A 20,682-nucleotide genomic window follows, 5' to 3' on the forward strand; every position below is an offset into this window, starting at 1 on the left:
ACGGAGGCTTACATGAAGAAGCACATTCGCGCTGCCGCGCTTGGCGCATCCCTGCTGCTGGCTGGCGCCGCATTCGCCCAGGACGTTCCACCGCCCGCCCGCGTCCCGCCTCCGCCGCCGGGTGAGGCCACGCCTCCGCCGCCTCCGCCGCCGTCGGACACGGCACCGGGTTCGATGCAGCAGGCGCCGGATCCGGCCATGCCGCCGCCGGCCGCCGATGCACCGCCTCCGCCCCCGCCGCCGGGTGGCGCACCGGGGATGCCGGGCGCATCGACGCCACCCCCGGGTGGTCAGGTCACGGTCAACAGCGGCCCGGCCCCGGCCAAGCCGTCCGGTCCCGCGCCGGATTTCACGACGCTCTCGGGCGGTAAGAAGTCGATCACGCCGGAACAGGCCTCGGCGTTTCCGCTGCTGGCGAACGACTTCCAGTACGCCGACTCGAACCGCGATGGCCATATTTCGAAGGCCGAGTACCAGAAGTGGGTGACCAAGTCCGGCGCCAGCGGTCAGTAAGGCGTTCGCTCCGATGTCTCTCGACGGCCCGCATTCGCGGGCCGTCTTTTTTTAGCGCGACCTTACCCGGATCCCGGCGTCATGCGCGAACCGCCCCACTCCCCGGGGAGGACGACGAGATCGTGCATACGTTCGCAAGTTTCCATGCAGGGTCTTCACATTTGTCACGGATACACTTCGCGCCTGCCGGACAGTCACCGGCTCAGGGAGTGTCCGTGCCATGAAACGAATCCACGCCGCCGGCGCCTTCGGCGTCTACGCCTGTCTGCATGCGGGCCTCGCGCTCGCGCAGAATCCGAGCCCGATCGACATCCGTGCCTGCTCGGCGATCGAAACCGACTCGCAGCGACTGCTTTGCTATGACAAGGCCGTCGGTCGCCCGAACATGATGACGGCGGCGAAGAAAGAAGACCCGAAGGGCAATTCGCTCAGCGTCGACCTGGCGACCCGCAACTCGGCCGACGTGGGGCGTCCGCTGTCGCTGCTCGACAGCCGCTGGGAGCTCTCGCCCGAGAGCAAACTCGGTACGTTCAATCTGCGCGGTTACAAGCCGACCTACGTATTGCCGTTCTTCGGCACCAACAAACAGAACACGACGCCCCACACGCCCGCGCCGGACCACACCGTCACGACGCCGCAGGATCTCGACAACGTCGAGGCGAAGTTCCAGATCAGCCTGAAGACCAAGGTCGCCGAGAACCTCTTCGGCGACAACGGCGACGTGTGGGTCGGCTATACGCAGTCGTCCCGCTGGCAGGTGTACAACAAGGACAACTCGCGTCCGTTCCGCGAGACCAACTACGAGCCGGAAGCGTTACTGGTGTTCAACACCAACTACAACATCTTCGGCTGGAACGGCCGCCTGGCCAGCATCGGTATCAACCATCAGTCCAATGGACGCGCCGATCCCCTGTCGCGCAGTTGGAACCGCGTGGTCGCGGATATCGGCCTGGAACGCGAAGGCTGGACCATCATGCTGCGTCCGTGGTGGCGCATCCCGGAAGCACGGAAGGACGACGACAATCCGGACATCAAGGACTATATGGGCCGTGGCGAAATCACGGTCGTGCACGAGGTGGGGCGTCAGGAGTTCTCACTGACGGGTCGTCATTCGTTCCGTACGGGTGACCGCTCGCATGGCTCGCTGCGTGGCACCTGGAGCTTCCCGGTGGTCAACAACCTGCGTGGCTACGTGGAAGCCTTCAACGGTTATGGCGAGAGCATGATCGACTACAACCACCGTGCGACGTATCTGGGCATCGGTGTGTCGTTGCTGGATTGGTATTGATCTCTTAGGAACCTGCGCAGCGGCATCACCGCTGCGTTGGCTTTTCGCGCGCGGGGCGCGCTCCTACCACAGCGGCGTCGTAGGAGCGCGCCCTGCGCGCGAATAAGGTCACGTCGGCGAAGCCGACCGCTTAATGATGATGACCGCCGGCGCCGTGCACGTGACCGTGCGCCAGCTCTTCTTCGGTGGCGTCACGCACGTCGGTGATCTCGACGGCGAAGTGCAGGGTCTGACCGGCCAGCGGGTGGTTGCCGTCGACGGTGACGTTGTCGCCTTCGATCTTGCTGACGGTGACGTTGATGCTGCCCTGGTCGTTACGACCCTGGAACTGCATGCCCGGCTGGAGGTCTTCCACGCCCTGGAACGCGGCGCGCGGCACCACCTGGATCAGTTCTTCGTGACGCGGCCCGTAGCCCTCTTCGGCGGCGACGTCGACCTTGAACTGGTCACCCACCGAGCGGCCTTCGAGCGCCTTCTCCAGGCCCGGGACGATGTGGCCTTCGCCATGGATGTAAGCCAGCGGCTCGCGACCGTCCGAGCTGTCGATGACGTTGCCCTGGTCGTCGGTCAGCGTGTAATGGAAGGAAACGGCGTGGCGGTTGGCGATCTGCATGAAATTCTCTCGCTGGGAGGGGGAATGGAAAGACATGAAGGCGCCTTCCCGGACCCACAAGGCTAGGCGACACGCCGCCCCGGTGCAAATCGGCGGAACCGGGCATGCTGCGCCGCAACCCTCCGGGTCGTCGCGATCTGCTAGTTTTTCGGGTTTTCCCCACCCCATCCAGACCCCGCCGGGAGCCGCATGTTCGACTGCATTCTGATCGCCAACCGTGGTGAGATCGCCTGCCGCGTGATCCGGACCTGCCGCCGTCTGGGCATCCGCACGGTCGCCGTCTACTCCAGCGCGGACGCCGACGCCCAGCACGTACGCCTGGCCGACGAGGCCTGGCCCATCGGCGGCCCACGCCCGGCCGAGTCCTATCTGCGTGGCGACGCGATCATCGAGGCGGCCCGGCGCAGCGGCGCGCAGGCGATCCACCCGGGTTACGGCTTCCTCTCCGAAAATACGGATTTCGCGCGCGCCTGCGCCGCGGCCGGCATCGTCTTCATCGGACCGCGCCCGGAAAGCATCGACGCGATGGGCTCCAAAGCGGCCGCCAAGGCGCTGATGGAGCGCCATGCGGTCCCGTTGGTGCCCGGCTATCACGGCGCCGACCAGGATCCCGCCCATCTGGCGACCGAAGCCACCCGCACGGGCTTTCCGCTGATGATCAAGGCGGCCTCGGGCGGCGGCGGCAAGGGCATGCGTATCGTGCGCGACGCGGGCGCCTTTGCCGAAGCCCTGGCTTCCGCGCAACGGGAGGCCGCGAATGCCTTCGGCGATACGCGGGTGATCCTCGAGCGTTACGTCGAGCATCCGCGCCATATCGAGTTCCAGGTCTTCGGCGACACCCACGGCAACATCATCCATCTGAACGAGCGCGAGTGTTCCGCGCAGCGTCGTTACCAGAAGGTGCTGGAAGAAACGCCCTCCCCCTTCCTCGACGAGGCCCGACGCGCCCGCATGGGCGCCGCAGCCGTCGCTGCCGCGCGCGCCGTGGATTACGTCGGTGCGGGCACCGTGGAATTCATCGTCGCCCAGGACGGCGAATTCTTCTTCATGGAGATGAACACGCGCCTGCAGGTCGAGCACCCGGTCACCGAAGAGACGCTCGGACTGGATCTGGTCGAGTGGCAGCTGCGGGTGGCGGGCGGCGAGACCTTGCCTCTGACACAGGACGACATCCGCGCCACCGGCCACGCCATCGAGGTCCGCCTGTATGCGGAAGATCCGGAGGCGAATTTCCTGCCGGGCTCCGGCAAGCTGGTGTCGCTGACCTTGCCGCCGCCGTCGCGGCATGTCCGCCTCGACGGCGGTGTGATTGCCGGCGACACCGTGACCATCTTCTACGACCCGATGATCGCCAAGCTCATCGTCCACGACCGGAACCGCGCGCAGGCGCTGGAACGGTTGCGCGAAGCCCTGGCGCGGACCGATATCGTCGGCCCGAAATCCAATGTCGCGTTTCTCGAACGCCTCGCACGCCACCCGGCGGTGGTGGAAGGCCGCATCGATACGGGCTATCTCGATCGTCACCTTGACGAGTTTCTGGCCGGCGACACGCAGGCGGGCCACGTGGAGCGCTTCGCCGCCGCCGTGGCGGTGCTTCTCGCCGATGAAGCGCAGGACCGTGGCGTGCCCGGCGACCCGCATTCACCCTGGGCCGGTGCCGACGCGTGGCGCATCGGTCATCACGGCAAACGCGTCGTCGCGCTGATGCAGGGCGACGTCCGCCATGAGATCGATGCGCATGGACACGGCGGCGCCTACGTTCTCCGCGAAGGTGACGTGTCCTGCACCGTGGCCGGGGCGCGTCTCGTCGACGGCGCGTTGTCCGCCCGTTTCGACGACGAGGCACGCCGCTTGCCGCTGGCGATCGACGGGCGGTTCGTCCGTGTACACGACGCTCTGGGACGTCGCTGGTCGTTCACCCGCGCTCCCGCTTACGCGTGGGCCGGCGTCGAGGCGGGCAACGCACGTCATCTCGCCGCCCCCATGCCGGGTCGCGTCGTGCTGATGCGCGTCGCGGCGGGCGATGTGGTCGAAGAAGGGCAGGAACTGATGGTGATGGAAGCGATGAAGATGGAGCTCGCCTTGAAGGCACCTCGCGCCGGCACCATCGAGAGCGTATCCGCGGTACAGGGCGATTTCGTCGACGCGGATGCGATCCTCGTCCGCTTCGCCGAAACCGCCTGACCGGAGCTTCCATGAACGCATCGAACCACGTTCGCATCGTCGAGGTCGGCCCACGCGACGGCTTGCAGAACGAGAAGGCCATGCTCCCCGCCGCCGTGAAGATCGAGCTGATCGACCGGCTGTCGGCGACCGGCCTGGCGACGATCGAAGCCACCAGCTTCGTCAGCCCGAAATGGGTACCGCAGCTCGCCGATGCCGCCGAGGTCTTCCTCGGTATCCGCAAGGCGGCCGGCGTGGTCTACCCCGTGCTGGTGCCCAACCTGCAGGGCTACGAGCGTGCGCGCGAGGTCGGCGCCACCGAGGTCGCCGTGTTCACGGCCGCGTCGGAAGCGTTCAACCAGAAGAACATCAATGCCTCCATCGATGCGTCGATCGATCGTTTCGTGCCGGTGATGGAACGTGCGCGGACCGATGGCGTCGCGGTACGCGGCTATGTGTCGACCGTGCTCGGATGCCCTTATCAGGGCGAGGTGCCGGTGGCCGACGTGGTGCGTGTCGCCCGCCGCCTGCATGAACTGGGCTGTCACGAGATTTCGCTTGGCGACACGATCGGGGTCGGTACGCCCGCGAAGGCGCGCGCGATGCTCCGCGCCGTCGCGTCGGAAGTGCCGATGCCTGCGCTGGCCGTGCATTTTCACGATACGTACGGCCAGGCGCTGGCGAACATCCTCGCCTGTCTGGAAGAAGGCGTCCGCGTCGTCGACAGCGCCGTCTCGGGGACGGGTGGCTGCCCGTATGCCAGGGGAGCCACGGGCAACGTGGCCAGCGAGGACGTGGTGTACATGCTGCACGGCATGGGCATGGAGACCGGCGTCGATCTGGACCGTCTGGTGGAGACGGGAGCCTGGCTGGCCGGGCAGTTGGGGAAGGAAACGGCAAGCCGGGTGACGCGGGCGCGTATGGCGGGCTGAGGCGGCTCCCATCGCCAGCAGGGCTGGCTCCCGCCCGGGCAGTTGGCCATTCCCCATCCAAGCTGGCAGCATCGGGCGTATGCCTGCCGATTATCTGATCCGCCCCATCGAGCCCCGCGACGATGCCGACATCGCCGCGGTCATACGCCATGTCATGCCGGAGTTCGGCGCCGACGGCCCGGGCTTCGCGATCCACGACGCCGAAGTCGACGCCATGTCCTCGGCCTACGCCCGCCCACGCGCGGCGTATTTCGTCGTCGAGAAGGACGGCCGTGCCATCGGCGGGGCGGGCATCGCGCCGCTGGACGGCGGCGATGACGAGACCTGCGAACTTCGCAAGATGTATTTCCTGCCCGAGGCCCGCGGCATCGGCGCCGCCTCGAAGGTGATGCGCGCTTGTCTGGACGCGGCCCGGCGCGCGGGTTTCTCACGTTGCTACCTGGAAACGCTGACGGGGATGGACGCGGCGCAGGCGGTGTACTTCCGGCATGGCTTCACCCGGATCGACGCTCCGATGGGTGGCACGGGCCATTTCAGCTGCGATCGCTTTTTCCTGCGCAGCCTCAACGACGGCGACCTGATCGTCGCGCCCAAACCGCCCTCGCTGGTGTTCGGCATCGACGACCCCGGCAAGGAAGACGTCCTGCCGCTGATCGAGCAGCTGCACGGGTATCTGTCCGACCTCTACCGCCATCCCCTGCCGCAGGCGATCGGCGTGGAGAACCTGCGCCGATCCGACACCACCTTCATGACGGCCCGTGTGGATGGCCAACCGCTGGCCTGCGGTGCCGGTGTCGACCACGGCGATTACGTCGAGCTGAAATACATGTACGTCGTGCCCGCCTGCCGCGGCATGGGCCTGGGCAAGCAGATGCTGGAGGCCCTCGAACGCCAGGTGCGCGCGGGCGGTGGGACGAAGGTGAGACTGGAGACCGGCACCGCACAGACGGAGTCGATCGAACTCTACGAGCGATCGGGCTATCACCGCTGCCCGCCCTTCGGCGATCATCACGCCAAGCCGTCCAGCATCTTCATGGAAAAACCTCTGTGATCCGTATCGCCGTCGAGGCCGACGCCGCCGCCTGCCACGCCATCTACGCGCCCGTGGTGAAAACCAGCGCGATCACCTTCGAGACCGACCTGCCGGGTGACGACGTCATGCGTGAGCGCATAGTCGCGCGCATGGCGCACCATCCGTGGCTGGTGTGGGAAGAAAACGGCGACGTTCTGGCGTATGCGTATGCGGGGCGCTTCCGCGAGCGCGCCGCGTATGACTGGGTCGCCGAGACGTCGATCTACGTGCACGAGAAAGCGCGCCGTCGCGGCATCGCCCGGCGGCTCTATGGCGTACTGCTGGAGGCGCTGCGTCTGCAGGGAATCAATCAGGCGGTCGGCGTCATCACCCTGCCGGGCGCGACCAGCGTGGCCATGCACGAAGCCATGGGCTTCCGGGCCGCCGGCGTGTGGCCCAAGGCCGGCTACAAGCTGGGCGAGTGGTGGGACGTCGGCGTCTTCAGCCGGTTCCTGAGTGAGCCGCAGAATCCACCGACCGCCGTGATTCCGTTCGCGCAGCTGGTCGCGTCGGGTCGTATTCAGGCCTTCCTCGCCGAGGCCTGAGCGTCGGCGACGCGGGAGCGTGTGCTCCCGCACAAAGCCAATCCCCGATGCCTCGGCTAAGATGGGCCTCTTTGCCAGTCGCACCGCGGAGTTTCCATGCAGCTCGAACAGGTCAGGGCCGTCATCACCGGCGGCGCATCCGGTCTCGGTCACGCCGTCGCCGGGCGACTCGTCGCCGCCGGCGCGAAAGTCGCGCTCTTCGACGTCAACGAAGAGAAGGGCCAGGCCGCCGTGGCCGCCCTCGGCTCGCACGCTTCGTTTTACCGCACCGACGTCACTTCCGAGGAAGGCGTGACCGCCAACGTCACCGCCGCGCAGGACGCCATGGGTGGCCTCAACGCCGTGATCAACTGCGCCGGTATCCTTGGCGCGGGTCGCGTGCTGGGCAAGGAAGGCCCGATGCCGCTGGCCAACTTCAGCACCACCGTGCTGGTCAACCTGGTCGGCAGCTTCAACGTCGCCAAGGCCGGTGCCCAGCTGATGCAGGGCAACGCGGCGGGCGAGGACGGCGAGCGCGGCGTCATCATCAACACCGCATCGGTCGCCGCCTATGAAGGCCAGATCGGACAGGCCGCCTACTCCGCGTCCAAGGGCGGCGTGGTCGGCATGACGCTGCCGATGGCGCGCGAGCTCGCGCGCTTCGGCATCCGCGTGAACACGATCGCGCCGGGCATCTTCTGGACGCCGATGGTCGACGGCATGCCACCGCAGGTGCAGGAATCGCTGTCCGCGTCGATTCCGTTTCCGTCGCGCCTGGGCAAGCCCGAGGAGTTCGCCGACACGGTGGCCTTCCTCCTCACCAGCCGTTATATCAACGGCGAGACGATCCGCCTCGACGGCGGCGTCCGTCTCGCTCCCAAGTAATCCAAGCCACGACACCGAACGCCATGAAAGCATCCGAAGTCAAAAAGGGTAACGTCGTCGAAAACGACGGCACCGTCTACCAGGTCCGCGATATCGAACGCAGCGCGCCTTCCGCGCGCGGCGGCAACGTCACCTATCGTTTCACCCTGTACTCGATCCCGGGCAACCGCAAGTTCGATCTCAGCGTGCGCGCCGATGACGAAATCAAGGAAGTCGCCCTCGAGCGCCGCCAGGCGAAGTTCTCGTACATGGACGGCGACGCGTTCGTCTTCATGGACGACGAGGACTACACCCAGTACACGCTGGACGCTAGCGTCGTCGGCGACAACGCCGGTTACGTCGTGGAGGACCTCGAGGGTTACTACATCCAGGTGATCGACGATGCACCGGTCGGCCTGCAGGTGCCCACGTCGGTCGTGCTGACCGTCACGGACACCGCCCCGGAAATGAAGGGCGCCAGCGCGACCAAGCGGTCGAAGCCCGCCACGCTGCAGACCGGCATCGAGATCCAGGTCCCCGAGTACATCACGACGGGCGAAAAGGTCACCGTCAACACGCTGACCGGCGAATTCGCCGGCCGCGCTTAATGCGCGTCGCGGAGCGGCATCGCGCGGTATCGATGCCGTTCCGCGTTTTCGCTCGCCGTCCAGTCAGCAAGGCTGCGGCACAATCGCCCGCTCAACGGATGAGCAAACCCACCCCATGAACAACGGCTACTCGCTTCGCGCCAGCGTCATCGACACGCTGATCCGGACGAAGCGACCCGACGTGCCCGTGCGCGTCGCCCTGCGCAATACCGCGGCCGTAGTGCTGCCGATGGCGCTCGGCATTTTGCTGGGCTATCCGCAGATCGGCCTCGGCATCGCGGCCGGCGCGCTCGACACGATGTTCTCGGACCAGCCCGGGCCCTATCAGCAGCGACTCAGCCGTCTGTTTCTCGCCGCGCTGGCCGCCGGTGCCGCATCGCTCGTCGGGTTCCTCATCGGCGACTGGATCCTGCCGATGTGCGTCGCCTGCCTGGTCTGCGGTTTCTTCGGCGGCATGCTCGTGGTGTTCGGCCCCGATATCGCGCGCGTGGGCATGACCAGCATGCTGCTGCTCGTGATCACGGCGGCGACGCCCAAGGGGCTGGTCGACGCCCTGAGTGGTGGCGCCCTCATCTTTGCGGGCGGCATGCTGCTGGCCGCCTTCTCGGTCGCGGCGTGGCCGCTGCAACGTTACCGCCCGGAGCGCCTGGCGCTCGCGGTCGTCTACCGCGGACTGGCGGATCTCGCACGCAAGCCGCAGAAGGATGGCGAAGCCCCCGGCCTCGCCGACGCGATGAACACGTTGCAGAACACCCTGCTCGGCCGTCATCACGCGCGTGGCCGCGCCATGGAAGCGTTCCGCGTGTTGCTCGAACTGGCCGAACGACTGCGTCTCGAACTGATCGCCATGGCCGAGCTCGACACACGGAAGGACGGCATGAGCGAGATGTTCCGCGCCGATGCCGCGCGCGTGCTCGATGCGACGGCCGACGCACTCGACGCCGCCGAACCGCCGCAGCGGGCCGAGCGTGCGCTGGCCACCTTGCAGGCCAGCGAGCGCGCGTTGCTTGCCGGCTCCAGTGGCATGGGCCTGAGCGGTCATATCCGCGCCCTGTCCGGTCAGCTGGCCGCCGTCGTCCGCAACACGAACTGGGCGGGCTCGCGCGGTGAAGAACGCGCCCAGCGCGCCGAAACCGCGCTGCCCGAAACGCTGCGCAGCAGCTCGGCGCTGTCCACCCTTCGCGCCAACCTTACGCCTGGCTCGGTCGCGTTCCGCCACGCGGTGCGCTGCGCCGTCGTCCTCACCCTCGCCTTCGCGCTCTCACGCTACTTCGCCCTGCCCCACGGTTACTGGCTGCCGATGACGGCGGCGATCGTGCTGCGCCCCGACTTCGCGGCTACGTTCAATTTCGGTTTGTTACGCGTGGTCGGTACCGTGCTCGGCCTGTTGCTGACGACCTTCGTGCTGCGCCTGACGCCCGACGTGCCGTGGGCGCACCTGGCCGTGATGGGCGTGCTGTGCGTCGCCTTCCGTTACCTCGCCGTGGCGCACTACGGTATCGCCGTCGCCGCACTGACCGGCACGGTCGTCGTCCTGCTGTCGTTCGAGGGCGTGGACCCGAACGCGGCCATGACCGACCGCGTGCTCAACACGGCGCTGGGCAGCGGGCTCGCCCTGCTGGCGTATCTGCTATGGCCGTCGTGGGAACGCCATCAGGCACGCAACGCCCTGTCCACGATGCTCTGCGCGTACGCGGATTACCTCGATGCCCTGGTCGCGCCGGCCGACCGTCGCACGCGACACGAGGTACGCACCGCCACGCGTACGGCGCGGACCAACGCGCAGGCCTCGGTCGACCGCATGCGCGCCGAACCGGGCACGCCGGCCATCCTCCTCGAGCTCGCGGAGACCCTGTTCGCCAACGGCAACCGCCTCGCCCGCACGGCGATGGCGCTGGAGTCGTTGATCGATGTCGATGAGGTGCCTCAGGCATGGACGCACGTGGGACCGTTCATTCACGAGGCGGCGGTCGCGTTGCGGGCCCAGGCTGAGGCACTCACCCGGACCGAAGGCATCGCCGTACCGCCGTTGCTGCGCGACCACCAGCGCGGCTTGATGGCGTCGCTGGCGCGGTCGACCGATCGCGAGCTGGCCGAGGCGGTGGAGCGCCTGACCGACCGCCTGACCGACAACGTGGATACGATCGCGCACGTGGTGACGAGGCGGTCGGTGACGCCCGCCTGACCTCAAACCGCCTGTAGGAGCGCGCCCTGCGCGCGAAAAGCCTACAGCGGGCAACGGCTCCCCTTTCCGCGTCGCCGCTCCACAGGCTTTTCGCGCGCAGGGCGCGCTCCTACCGCGCGGCAGCGCGGCACCGTTGTTGCACCGCCAGAAGCCCCGGGCCTGCGGCGGGGATACACTCGGGCTATGCTCAAGATCGACACGCACGCGCATATCCTGCCTCGTGACTGGCCCGATCTGGCGGCCCGCTACGGCGATGACCGTTTCCCGGTCATGACCCATAGCAGCGGCCACCACCGCATCTACAAAGACGGCAAATTCTTCCGCGAAGTCTGGGACTCGGCTTTCGACCCCGAGGTACGCATCGCCGACTACGCCCGCTTCGGCGTCGGTGTGCAGGTCGTCTCCACCGTGCCGGTGATGTTTTCGTACTGGGCCAAGGGGCATCAGGCGCTGGAGCTGCATACCCACCTGAACGACGACATGGCACGCGTGTGCGACACCCATCGGCGTCATTACGCCGGCATCGGTACCGTCCCCCTGCAAGCGCCCGACCTGGCAATACGCGAACTCGAACGCTGCATCGACGAACTCGGCCTTCAGGGCGTGCAGATCGGCTCGCACTGCAACGCCTGGAATCTCGACGCCCCGGAACTGTTCCCGTTTTTCGAGGCCGCCGCCGACCTCGGCGCCGCCGTGCTGGTGCACCCCTGGGACATGATGGGCAGCGAGAGCATGCCCAAGTACTGGCTGCCCTGGCTGGTCGGCATGCCGGCCGAGCAGGCGCGCGCGGCCTGCGCCCTGATCTTCGGCGGAGTGCTCGAACGACTGCCCGCGTTAAGGGTAATGCTGGCGCACGGTGGCGGCAGCTTTCCCTACTCCATCGGTCGTATCGAGCACGGCTTCCGCATGCGCCCGGACCTTGTCGCGACCGACAACGCGCGAAACCCGCGCGAATACCTCTCCCGCCTGTTCTTCGATTCCTGCGTGCACGACGACGCGGCACTCCGCTATCTGCTGGCGACCGCAGGCACGGACCGCGTCATGCTCGGCACGGACTACCCGTTCCCCCTGGGAGAGCAGGAACCCGGCAGCGGTATCGACGCGCTTGGCCTCGGCGACACCGAGCGGGCGCGCCTGTTCCACGGTACGGCCCTGGAATGGCTCGGCGTGCCGCTGTCCCGTTTCCAGGCGGTCGCTGCCGTGGCGTGACGTGACGTGACGCAGCGCACAGCGGCCCTCGTCATAAGCGCACCGGCACTGTGCAAAAATGGCGGGATAGCGCGGCACCGCCGCTGGACCAGGGGAATCCGAATCGTGAACCGCTCTGTGCATGCCTTTCTGCTCGGCCTTCTGCTGGCCAGCCCTGTCGCTGGCGCCGCCGATATTTCCATGGCCGATGGCGCGATCCGCTTCCCGGTGCCCGACAACTGGGTGCCGATCATGCAGTCGCAGGGCGAAACGGAAACGCAGATCTTTCAGGTACCGGGCGCCAACGCGGCCAATGCCACCCTCGCCCGCGTATCCGTCACGCTGCAGAAAGTGCCCAATCTCAACGGCTTCCAGCAGTTCTCCGGCAACATGCGCAGCCGCGCTTCGGGCCTGACGGAATACGCGGCCGGCAAGGCGAACAGCCCGACCGAAAACGTCTACAAGGCCAAGGAAGGTACGGTAACGCTCGACTACTACGAGCGTTATTTCTACAGTGGCGGGTATGCGATCCAGCTGCGCTGCATCCGCCCCGGCGGTGACGCGAAGTGGAGCGCGGCGTTCGACAAGGGCTGCGCGGATCTGGCGGCCCGCATGCCCTCCTGATTTCGCAAGGCTCTATGTATGACCGGTTTCGAAGCGACGCGCGCATGGGCCGAAGCTCAGGACGCCGTGGATCCGCTGCGCGCGTTCCGCAATGCATTCCACATCCCCCCGCACGAGGGCCGTGACAGCCTGTATTTCTGCGGTAACTCGCTCGGCCTGCAACCGACGAGCGTGCGCGCGGCGATCGAAGCCGAACTGGCTGACTGGTCCGACCTCGCGGTGGAGGCCCACTTCCGCGGCCGCTCACCATGGATGCACTACCACGAGTACGTCCGGGACGCGATGGCGCTGGTCGTCGGCGCCGAGCCGCACGAAGTGGTGGCGATGAACACGCTGGGCGTGAACCTGCACCTGATGATGGTCAGCTTCTACCGCCCGACCGCCGAGCGCCCGGCCATCCTGATGGAAGCCGGCGCCTTTCCCACCGACCGTTATGCCCTCGAGTCGCAGGTGCGCTTCCACGGCTTCGATCCGGCGACCGATCTGATCGAACTGCAGCCCGACGGCCCGGGTGGCACGCTGTCGATGGCCGCCATCGAACGGGCCATCACCGAGCACGGTCATCGTCTGGCTCTGATCATGCTGCCGGGCGTGCAGTACCGCACCGGACAAGTGTTCGACCTGGCGGAGATCGTCCGTCTCGGCCATGCGCAGGGCTCCCTGGTCGGCTTCGACCTCGCCCACGCCGTCGGCAACCTGCCTCTCGCGCTGCACGACAGCGGCGCGGACTTCGCGGTCTGGTGCACGTACAAATATCTCAATGCGGGCCCGGGTGCCGTCGCCGGCTGCTTCGTGCACGACCGTCACGCGCGCGCCGACGTGCCGCGTTTCGCCGGATGGTGGGGCCACGACAAGAGCACGCGGTTTCAGATGGGTCCGGAGTTCGTACCGACGCCCGGCGCGGATGGCTGGCAGCTTTCCAATCCGCCGATCCTCGCGCTGGCTCCGTTACGTGCGTCGCTCGATATCTTTACCCAGGCTGGCATGCCTTCTCTCGTGGCGAAGAGCCGCCGCCTTACCGGCTACCTCGACTGGCTGATCCGCACGCGGCTCGACGACACGCTGGATATCGTCACGCCCAACGATCCGCTACAGCGTGGCGCGCAGTTGTCGATCCGCGTGCGCGCCGGTCGCGATGCGGGGCGTGCACTGTTCGCTCATCTGGAGCAGCACGGCGTGATCGGCGACTGGCGCGAGCCCGATGTGATCCGCCTTTCGCCGACGCCGCTCTACAACCGCTTTGCTGATTGTTTCGGCGCCGTCGAGGCGATCGAAGCCTGGCGCGGGGCGCAGGCATGAGCACGCAGGAGCTGTTTCCCGCGCCCTATAGCGAACGCGGCGACGGGTTCGTCGTGCAGGCCGTTACGCACTGGCTGCGGACCGCGCCGGGCCGCGTGATGTTCGGCCTCAAGGCTGGCGGACTGCCTGTGGCCCTGCCCGATCGCCCGGCGACCGTGTCGCATCGTGGTGTCGAAGCAAGAACCGATGGGCACGTTACGGCGGTTGAGGATGTCAGCAGTGTGTGGCTGCGTGAGCATCCGGAGGTCACATCGCGCTACGTGGCCGCGTTACGCGACGTGCTGAAGAATCCGCGTGCCCGTCTCGATGGCTACGCTACGCAGGTCATTTTTACGGGTTCTGTTGAGCTGTATGCGGGGCCCGCGATGGACGCCGTGGATTTCGAACTCGATGATGAGGACGGGTCTTACGAGCGCGTGATCGAGCTACTTCGTCACGCGCCGCGCGATGGCCGCACGCCGTTCGCGATGCCACCCGAGCCGGGGATGGGAAGTTTTGAGGATCCTCTCTTCCTTGCGGGAAACCAGGCCTGGATTGACGGCAACCGGGTGTTGATCGAGTACGAACCGGACGAAGGCGGCCGAAGCGAAACCGTCGCGCTGGATCGGGATGCGCTCGCGGACGCGATCGAACGGGCGTGGTACGCAATGATCCACGTGGCCGAGGAAATCCGCACGGGGCTCGCGCGGCCAGCCTGATCGGACATCTCTGAAGACGTCAAGAGACCGAGAATGAGGGCATCGATTCGGGCCATACCGGCGTGAATACGTCGGAGTCCATCGCAGGCAATTGATCGAAGTTTGGAAGGTTCGGTTGCCGCCACTGAAGAACGAGTTGATGACTCATCATTACCTCTTGCTGGCGAAGCGGCACCGGTAAAGCGTGAGGAAGCCCGTAAGCAACGCGGCATGCACCACGGGATAAAACAGCACGAACGCATCGACATCCCCGCCAAGGCGGAGGCGCGGCGGAAGCAGGCCGAGAAATACACCAATGACAACGACCCCGGCAAACGACCACCCCATCGAGGCGGACGGCCGGCGTGCGACCCTCGCAACGAAGCCATACGCGGCAATACCCGCAATCGATCCCATGACTTGCTCAGTGGTGGTCGTGAAAGAGAACATCTGAAAGATCAGTACACCGATCGATGCTCCGAGGGGTAGGAACGAGAGGATTCTGACCATGGCTCGATTCCTCCGCTTCCCATACACGCTCTAAGTCTCTGGCACCAACCTGAAGCCTGCAAAAGCCGACCCGTTAGGGGGCATTTCGTCCACGAGACCTCAATACGGCGACACCCGCAAAGAGAGACGCGCACACGACGGCAACCAAGACAAAGGCTGCCCCGATCGGCAGCACATAGTGCACTCCCACGAGGGCCGGTGCGAACATGGCGGCCAGCGCAAGCGGCCCCATGACCCACCACCTCGGAACGACCACGAAGGCAAAGATAATTGCCGCAAGAAAGACCGCGTATGCCGACACCAGCTTGGCGAAGTTGGCGTTATCGAGATACCACATGAAGCGATAGGCGTAGCCAAGGTAATGGACTACCAATGCGCCGAGCAGTGCAGCGATCGCGGGTGCAATGCTTCTATTTTCACCGGCACCCACTGATAGCCTCCATCTGTAAAGCTACGACAATACGGCGACGAGCAACGATTCGACGGAGCTCATACGAGCGCCTTCAACAATATCTACCGCACTTGCTCGCGCCTGATTTCTCTGTGCGACAGGTTGACAGCAATCAGGTGGACCTAGCCAAAGTAGAGAAGCACAACAGCAAGGATCGCCAACTCTGTCAGGAAAAAGGAAATTAGTCGAATAACCAGGACATCGTCACCTTTCTTGCAAAGTTTGTAAGCGAGATAAAAATTCGCAAAGGGCCACACCATGAAAAACGCATAGCTTGCCGGTGACCCTGTTTTGAACAGGATGGTCGACAACGTCAGACCCAACGCAATCATGGGAAGCCACAAGACAATCCATAGAAAATTCTGCATTGGTCGCTTCTGACTGTACGGACAGGGCTCGTGTCCTGGCGATCATTTAGCAGGATGAGGATGACGCACCTGACCGTCGCCACGCACGACGAAGCGCTCCACCGTCAGCGACTCGGCGCCCATCGGCCCGTAAGCATGCAGTCGCGTCGTCGAAATCCCGATTTCAGTCCCAAGACCCAGTTCACCGCCATCGCTGAAACGCGATGAGGCATTGACCATGACCACGGCGGAACGAATCGCGCGAATGAAGCGATCCGCAGCCGCCGCGTCACGCGTCGCGATGACCTCAGTATGGTCAGAACCAAACCGCCGAATATGGGCAATCGCGTCATCGATATCGTCGACGACGCGAACGGCGATCACCAGATCGAGAAACTCCGCGGCATAGTCGTCTTCGCTGGCGAGTGTCACATCGCCGACCAGCGCACGCGTCGCTTCGTCGCCACGCACGTCCACCTCAAGTTCGCGAAGACACGCAATGGCTCGCGGCAGGAATGCGGACGATGCATCCCGATGAACGAGCAACGTCTCGAGCGCATTGCACACACCGGGCCGACTCGTCTTGCCGTCGATCAGCAGACGCAACGCGAGATCATGATCGGCGTCACGATCCACGTAAAGGTGGCAGACACCCTTGTAGTGTTTGATCACCGGCACGCGCGCATGTTCAGTGACAAAGCGAATCAGCCCCTCCCCGCCGCGAGGAATGGCTAGATCGACGATATCGACCAGCTGCAGCAACTCGACCATCGTGTCGCGGCGCGGATCGTCGATCAGCGTCAACGCCGCTTCGGGCACGCCTTGCTCACGCATCGCACGACGCAAAGCCGTCGCGATGGCAACGTTCGAATGCATAGCATCGGAACCTCCACGCAGGATCACGGCATTCCCAGCCATCAGACACAACGCAGCCGCATCGGCGGTCACGTTCGGACGCGCCTCGTAGATCATCGCGACGACGCCGAGCGGGATGCGTACGCGCTCCACGTCGATGCCGTTGGGCCGGACCTCGCGCCGCGTAACGATGCCCACGGGATCCGGCAACGTGGCGACCTCGCGGATGGCGTTGGCGATCGCCGCGACACGCGCGTCGTCCAGACGAAGGCGGTCGAGCATGGCGGGGCTGGTGCCGTTATCCCGCGCTGCCGCCATATCGACGGCGTTCGCTTCGAGCACGGCGGAGACGTCGGCATCCAGCGCGTCGGCCATGGCACGCAGCAGGCGTTGCTTCGCCGCTGTATCGAGAGAGGACACGGCCGTCGATGCGTCGCGGCAGGCCAGGGCACGTTCGCGCAGGGTAACCGTCATCGTGGCCTCGTTTATTCGGGAAGGACGACCAGGTCGTCGCGGTGGACGACGTTTTCGCCATAACTGTAGCCCAGCGCCGCCTCGATATCGCGCGTATGACGGCGCGCTATCCGGCGGACGTCGACGGCGGCGTATTGCGCGATGCCTCGTGCGAAGACGGCGTCGCCATCGGCGATCTCGATGACGTCGCCGCGGGCGAAGTCGCCTTCGGCCGCCGACACGCCGCCGGGAAGCAGCGAGGCACCCTTGCCGCGCACCGCGTTGGCGGCGCCGTCGTCGACGACGATGCGGCCTGCCGGCGGCGCGTGTCGGAGCCAGTACTTACGGGCGGCGAGGCGCGTGCTGGGGGCCTTGAGGCGCGTGCCGGTCAGGCTGCCCTCGCCCAACCGGGCGACGCAGGCGCTGTCGCGACCGTCGAACAGTACGGTTTCGATACCCGCGGCGGCCGCCTTGCTTGCCGCTTCGAGCTTCGTGCGCATGCCGCCCGTGCCGGCGGCGGTGCCCGCCCCGCCCGCGCTGGCCAGATGTTCGGGCGTGACGACATCGACGGTATCGAGGGGCCGTGCCTGCGGATCGGTGCGCGGATTGGCCGTATAGAGGCCCCCGATATCCGAGGCGATGAACAGAACGTCGGCATCGACCAGCGCCGCGACGATGGCGGCGAGGTTGTCGTTGTCGCCGAGCTTCAGTTCGTCGACGGCGACGGTGTCGTTTTCGTTGATGACCGGGATCGCGCCGAGTGCCAGCAGCTCTCGCAGCGTCGAGCGTGCGTTGAGGTAGCGACGGCGGTTGCGGAGGTCGTCGTGGGTGAGCAGCACCTGGGCGACCGGGGAGTCGAAGAAGCTTTGCCAGAGGCCGATGAGGCGGGTCTGCCCGAGCGCGGCGAGTGCCTGGCGACCGGTGAGCCCGGCGGCGCGCTCGGGGGCGGCGAAGCCCCTGCCGGCGGCGACGGCGCCCGAGGAAACGATGATGACTTCACGGCCGGCGCTGCGGCTCGCACGGACGAAGGCGGCGAGGCCATCGGCGTGTTCGTCGGTCAGGGCGCCTGTGGCGGTAGTGAGGAGGCTGCTGCCGACTTTGAGGACGGCGCGGTGCCAGTCTGGGAGCGGTTGGGGCGTGAAGTGCATTGGTGTTACCCCTGGCTTTCGTCCATCTGGGGTCGCCAGCAGGGCTGGCTCCTGCAGGAGCGGGAGCGTTACGGTGTCCGCACTCGTGTAGGAGCCAGCCTTGCTGGCAATGGTCAGGTCAGGTCTGTGAGCCTGGCCCGCAACGTATCCAGCATCAGATCGTGGCCCGATCCCGGCGATGTACGAGCAGCCAGGCTCGACTCCGGCGAACGCCCCTCACCCGCCGAGGCCGCCGTCTCCGCCGCCGCACGGTACGCGTCACGGAACGGCACGCCCGCGACGGCCTGCTCGATCGCCACGTCCGTGGCATACATCGCCGGCTCGATGGCGGCGCGCATCTTCTCGGCCTTCCACTCGAAACGGGCGAGCATGTCAGGCAGCAGTTCAAGCGCACCGAGACCCATGGAGAAGCCATGGAACAGCGAACCCTTCGAGAACTGCAGATCGCGCTGATAACCCGACGGCAGCGACAGCAGCTGCTCGATCTCGGTGCGCGCGGCCGCGACGCTGGCGTAGCTCGCGCGGAGCAACTCGACGACGTCCGGGTTGCGCTTGTTCGGCATGATCGACGAACCGGTGGTGTACTCCGCCGGCAGCTTCACGAAGTCGAATTCGGCCGTGGTGAACAACGAGAGATCCCACGCCAGACGACGCGTATCGAGCAGCGCGGTGCCGACAGCATCCAGCGCGGCCATCTCGAACTTGCCGCGCGACAGCTGCGCGTAGATCGGCGAGACCTGCATACGCGAAAAGCCGAGTGCCGCTGTCGTATGCGCGCGGTCGAGTGGCACATTGACGCCATAGCCCGCGGCCGTACCGAGCGGATTCGCATCGATCAGCTCGAGCGCCTGGCGCGCACGCAGCGTGTTGTCGATGAAGGCCTCGGCGAACGCCGCGAACCACATGCCCGTCGAGGACACGACGGCACGCTGAATGTGCGTGTAGCCCGGCATCGGCAATGCGTCGCTGGCCGCACGCTGGAGGCAGACCTCGGCGATCTCGCGGCACAGCGTCTCGAGCGTCGAAAGCTTTTCCTTCAGCCAAAGACGCGTCGCCACGAGGATCTGGTCGTTGCGGCTACGCCCCGTGTGCACGCGGCGGCCGGCATCGCCGAGACGCTCGGTGAGACGTGCCTCGATCGCCGAGTGGCCGTCTTCGAAGCGATCGTCGAGCACGAACACACCGACCGAAAAGTCAGCGGCCAGCGCATCGAGTTCGCGCAACAGCGCGTCGCGCTCATCGATGGACACCACGCCGATATTGGCGAGGCCTTCGACGTGCGCCTTGCTGGCGGTGATGTCGTGCAGGAAGAATTCGCGGTCGAGCACCACGTCGTTCCCGGCGAGGAAACGCATGATTTTCGCGTCGACCTGAATACCGGATTTCTGCCAGAGCGGCTGGGTCATCGTCAGGTCCTTAAAGCGGGATGGCGGTCAGCTCGTCGAAGCCGAGCGCACGGTTGACGTTCTGCATGGCCTGGGTGGCCGCGCCCTTAAGCAGGTTGTCCAGGGTGGCGACGACAACCACGCGACGACCGTCCACGGACAGCGCGAAGCCGCCCACGTCCAGGTGATGCTGGTTGGCGATCCGGCTGACCCACGGCGCCTCGTCCACGACATGGATGAGCTTCTCTTTCTCGAAACGCGCTTCGAAGCGACGGACGATGTCCTCACGCTTGGCCTGCTTGGCCAGATAGAGATTGGTGGTCACGGTCAGACCGCGGAAATGCGGCGCGACATGCGGCATGAATTCCACGGGCATGCCCAGATGACGGCTGGCTTCCTTCTCGTGCATATGCCCGGTGAGAGAATACGGCATGAGGTTGTCGCGCAGCTTTTCCGGATTGTTGCGGTCGGACGGCGTCGTGCCCGCGCCCGAGTAACCGGACACGCCGAACGACACCGGCGGCGCCGCCAGCAGGTCCTTGATCGGTGCGATCGACACCTGGATGGCCGTGGCATAGCAGCCCGGATTGCTGATGCGCTTCTCACCGCGCCAGCGATCGCGGTACAGCTCCGGCAAACCGTAGTACCAGCGCTCGTCGAAACGGTAGTCGGCCGAGAGGTCGACGATCACCGTCGATCCGGCCGCCTTGTCGATCGCTTCGACGTACGGTGCCGCTTTGCCGTTGGGCAAGGCGAGGATCACGACGTCGGCACCCTGCTCCGCCACGGCGGACGGATCGAGGTTGCTGTACGTCAGGTCGCCGCTGTACGCGTCGCTGTGATCGGCCAGTCGCTGGCCGTCGAGCTCACGCGACGAGACGAACGCCAGTTCCAGGTCCGGATGACCGGCGATGAGTTTGATCAGTTCGGCGCCCGTGTGTCCACGTGCGCCGACGATGCCGATGGTCTTGCTTGCCATGACC

General features: G+C 66.1%; 20 protein-coding genes and 1 pseudogene. 14 read left to right on the forward strand and 7 right to left on the reverse strand.

Annotation, left to right across the window (positions count from 1 at the left end; translation table 11 throughout):
- Positions 1–12 precede the first annotated feature (12 nt).
- Entirely contained in the window at positions 13–513 is a 501-nt protein-coding gene (locus B5X73_RS21190; protein WP_079522902.1) for an EF-hand domain-containing protein, read from the forward strand.
- A gap of 220 nt (positions 514–733) precedes the next feature.
- Positions 734–1,801 (forward strand): phospholipase A, encoded by a 1,068-nt coding sequence (locus tag B5X73_RS19005; RefSeq protein WP_036111825.1) that lies wholly within the window; start codon positions 734–736, stop codon positions 1,799–1,801.
- A 130-nt stretch (positions 1,802–1,931) separates the two neighbouring features.
- Here the strand turns inward: B5X73_RS19005 and B5X73_RS19010 are convergent, their stop codons facing one another.
- Complete coding sequence (locus tag B5X73_RS19010) at positions 1,932–2,414, reverse strand: FKBP-type peptidyl-prolyl cis-trans isomerase (RefSeq protein ID WP_036111821.1); 483 nt, start codon at positions 2,412–2,414, stop codon at positions 1,932–1,934.
- Positions 2,415–2,603: 189 nt separating this feature from the next.
- Between B5X73_RS19010 and B5X73_RS19015 the strand changes: the two genes are divergently transcribed.
- From B5X73_RS19015 to B5X73_RS19065, 12 genes and pseudogenes are all read left to right on the forward strand, one after another.
- Positions 2,604–4,598, forward strand: coding sequence for an acetyl/propionyl/methylcrotonyl-CoA carboxylase subunit alpha (locus tag B5X73_RS19015; RefSeq protein ID WP_079522903.1), 1,995 nt, complete (start codon positions 2,604–2,606; stop codon positions 4,596–4,598).
- Positions 4,599–4,609: 11 nt separating this feature from the next.
- A complete protein-coding gene (locus B5X73_RS19020) occupies positions 4,610–5,509 on the forward strand; it encodes a hydroxymethylglutaryl-CoA lyase (protein WP_079522904.1) in 900 nt (299 codons plus the stop codon).
- A gap of 79 nt (positions 5,510–5,588) precedes the next feature.
- A pseudogene (locus B5X73_RS21415) lies at positions 5,589–6,074 on the forward strand (GNAT family N-acetyltransferase); the annotation flags it as partial.
- Between the two features lie 150 nt (positions 6,075–6,224).
- Entirely contained in the window at positions 6,225–6,560 is a 336-nt protein-coding gene (locus tag B5X73_RS21420) for a GNAT family N-acetyltransferase (protein WP_303048776.1), read from the forward strand.
- On the forward strand, positions 6,557–7,126 hold the full coding sequence (locus tag B5X73_RS19030) for a GNAT family N-acetyltransferase (protein WP_043694910.1): 570 nt from the start codon (positions 6,557–6,559) through the stop codon (positions 7,124–7,126). Before B5X73_RS21420 ends, B5X73_RS19030 begins: the two co-directional genes overlap by 4 nt.
- Positions 7,127–7,222: 96 nt before the next feature.
- Positions 7,223–7,990: an SDR family oxidoreductase gene (locus B5X73_RS19035; protein WP_036111813.1), complete on the forward strand. Its 768-nt coding sequence runs from the start codon at positions 7,223–7,225 to the stop codon at positions 7,988–7,990.
- 23 nt (positions 7,991–8,013) lie between these two features.
- Positions 8,014–8,577, forward strand: a complete 564-nt coding sequence (gene yeiP / locus B5X73_RS19040) for an elongation factor P-like protein EfpL (protein ID WP_043694912.1) — start codon at positions 8,014–8,016, stop codon at positions 8,575–8,577.
- Positions 8,578–8,692: 115 nt separating this feature from the next.
- The gene (locus B5X73_RS19045) at positions 8,693–10,762 is read left to right on the forward strand and encodes an FUSC family protein (protein ID WP_079522905.1); all 2,070 of its coding nucleotides are present in this window, start codon (positions 8,693–8,695) and stop codon (positions 10,760–10,762) included.
- Positions 10,763–10,945: 183 nt separating this feature from the next.
- A complete protein-coding gene (locus B5X73_RS19050; RefSeq protein WP_079522906.1) occupies positions 10,946–11,971 on the forward strand; it encodes an amidohydrolase family protein in 1,026 nt (341 codons plus the stop codon).
- A 105-nt stretch (positions 11,972–12,076) separates the two neighbouring features.
- On the forward strand, positions 12,077–12,574 hold the full coding sequence (locus B5X73_RS19055; RefSeq protein WP_139382846.1) for a hypothetical protein: 498 nt from the start codon (positions 12,077–12,079) through the stop codon (positions 12,572–12,574).
- An 18-nt stretch (positions 12,575–12,592) separates the two neighbouring features.
- Entirely contained in the window at positions 12,593–13,873 is a 1,281-nt protein-coding gene (gene kynU / locus B5X73_RS19060; protein WP_079522907.1) for a kynureninase, read from the forward strand.
- Entirely contained in the window at positions 13,870–14,571 is a 702-nt protein-coding gene (locus B5X73_RS19065) for a hypothetical protein (protein ID WP_079522908.1), read from the forward strand. The genes kynU and B5X73_RS19065 overlap by 4 nt, the downstream gene beginning before the upstream one ends.
- 150 nt (positions 14,572–14,721) lie before the next feature.
- Here the strand turns inward: B5X73_RS19065 and B5X73_RS19070 are convergent, their stop codons facing one another.
- The 6 genes from B5X73_RS19070 to argC all read right to left on the reverse strand — a co-directional run bounded on the left by B5X73_RS19070 (position 14,722) and on the right by argC (position 20,678).
- Positions 14,722–15,060, reverse strand: coding sequence for a hypothetical protein (locus tag B5X73_RS19070; protein ID WP_036111789.1), 339 nt, complete (start codon positions 15,058–15,060; stop codon positions 14,722–14,724).
- 73 nt (positions 15,061–15,133) lie between these two features.
- Positions 15,134–15,490 carry a hypothetical protein gene (locus tag B5X73_RS19075; protein ID WP_036111787.1) on the reverse strand — a complete coding sequence of 119 codons (357 nt, stop codon included), beginning with the start codon at positions 15,488–15,490 and terminating at the stop codon, positions 15,134–15,136.
- A 431-nt stretch (positions 15,491–15,921) separates the two neighbouring features.
- Positions 15,922–17,187, reverse strand: a complete 1,266-nt coding sequence (locus B5X73_RS19085; protein WP_079522910.1) for a glutamate-5-semialdehyde dehydrogenase — start codon at positions 17,185–17,187, stop codon at positions 15,922–15,924.
- Positions 17,188–17,198: 11 nt separating this feature from the next.
- Positions 17,199–18,314, reverse strand: a complete 1,116-nt coding sequence (gene proB, locus B5X73_RS19090; RefSeq protein ID WP_079522911.1) for a glutamate 5-kinase — start codon at positions 18,312–18,314, stop codon at positions 17,199–17,201.
- A 113-nt stretch (positions 18,315–18,427) separates the two neighbouring features.
- Positions 18,428–19,720 (reverse strand): argininosuccinate lyase, encoded by a 1,293-nt coding sequence (locus tag B5X73_RS19095; protein WP_079522912.1) that lies wholly within the window; start codon positions 19,718–19,720, stop codon positions 18,428–18,430.
- A gap of 10 nt (positions 19,721–19,730) precedes the next feature.
- Positions 19,731–20,678, reverse strand: a complete 948-nt coding sequence (gene argC / locus B5X73_RS19100; protein WP_079522913.1) for an N-acetyl-gamma-glutamyl-phosphate reductase — start codon at positions 20,676–20,678, stop codon at positions 19,731–19,733.
- Positions 20,679–20,682: the final 4 nt, after the last annotated feature.

Source organism: Luteibacter sp. 22Crub2.1, assembly GCF_900167995.1.
GTDB classification, from domain to species: domain Bacteria; phylum Pseudomonadota; class Gammaproteobacteria; order Xanthomonadales; family Rhodanobacteraceae; genus Luteibacter; species Luteibacter mycovicinus.

Bases quoted from the DNA above. Each gene is read 5' to 3' on its own strand.
- B5X73_RS21190 (WP_079522902.1), top strand. From the start codon at position 13: ATGAAGAAGCACATTCGCGCTGCCGCGCTTGGCGCATCCCTGCTGCTG.
- B5X73_RS19005 (WP_036111825.1), top strand. From the start codon at position 734: ATGAAACGAATCCACGCCGCCGGCGCCTTCGGCGTCTACGCCTGTCTG.
- B5X73_RS19010 (WP_036111821.1), bottom strand. From the start codon at position 2,414: ATGCAGATCGCCAACCGCCACGCCGTTTCCTTCCATTACACGCTGACC.
- B5X73_RS19015 (WP_079522903.1), top strand. From the start codon at position 2,604: ATGTTCGACTGCATTCTGATCGCCAACCGTGGTGAGATCGCCTGCCGC.
- B5X73_RS19020 (WP_079522904.1), top strand. From the start codon at position 4,610: ATGAACGCATCGAACCACGTTCGCATCGTCGAGGTCGGCCCACGCGAC.
- B5X73_RS19035 (WP_036111813.1), top strand. From the start codon at position 7,223: ATGCAGCTCGAACAGGTCAGGGCCGTCATCACCGGCGGCGCATCCGGT.
- yeiP (WP_043694912.1), top strand. From the start codon at position 8,014: ATGAAAGCATCCGAAGTCAAAAAGGGTAACGTCGTCGAAAACGACGGC.
- B5X73_RS19045 (WP_079522905.1), top strand. From the start codon at position 8,693: ATGAACAACGGCTACTCGCTTCGCGCCAGCGTCATCGACACGCTGATC.
- B5X73_RS19050 (WP_079522906.1), top strand. From the start codon at position 10,946: ATGCTCAAGATCGACACGCACGCGCATATCCTGCCTCGTGACTGGCCC.
- kynU (WP_079522907.1), top strand. From the start codon at position 12,593: ATGACCGGTTTCGAAGCGACGCGCGCATGGGCCGAAGCTCAGGACGCC.
- B5X73_RS19065 (WP_079522908.1), top strand. From the start codon at position 13,870: ATGAGCACGCAGGAGCTGTTTCCCGCGCCCTATAGCGAACGCGGCGAC.
- B5X73_RS19070 (WP_036111789.1), bottom strand. From the start codon at position 15,060: ATGGTCAGAATCCTCTCGTTCCTACCCCTCGGAGCATCGATCGGTGTA.
- B5X73_RS19085 (WP_079522910.1), bottom strand. From the start codon at position 17,187: ATGACGGTTACCCTGCGCGAACGTGCCCTGGCCTGCCGCGACGCATCG.
- proB (WP_079522911.1), bottom strand. From the start codon at position 18,314: ATGCACTTCACGCCCCAACCGCTCCCAGACTGGCACCGCGCCGTCCTC.
- B5X73_RS19095 (WP_079522912.1), bottom strand. From the start codon at position 19,720: ATGACCCAGCCGCTCTGGCAGAAATCCGGTATTCAGGTCGACGCGAAA.
- argC (WP_079522913.1), bottom strand. From the start codon at position 20,678: ATGGCAAGCAAGACCATCGGCATCGTCGGCGCACGTGGACACACGGGC.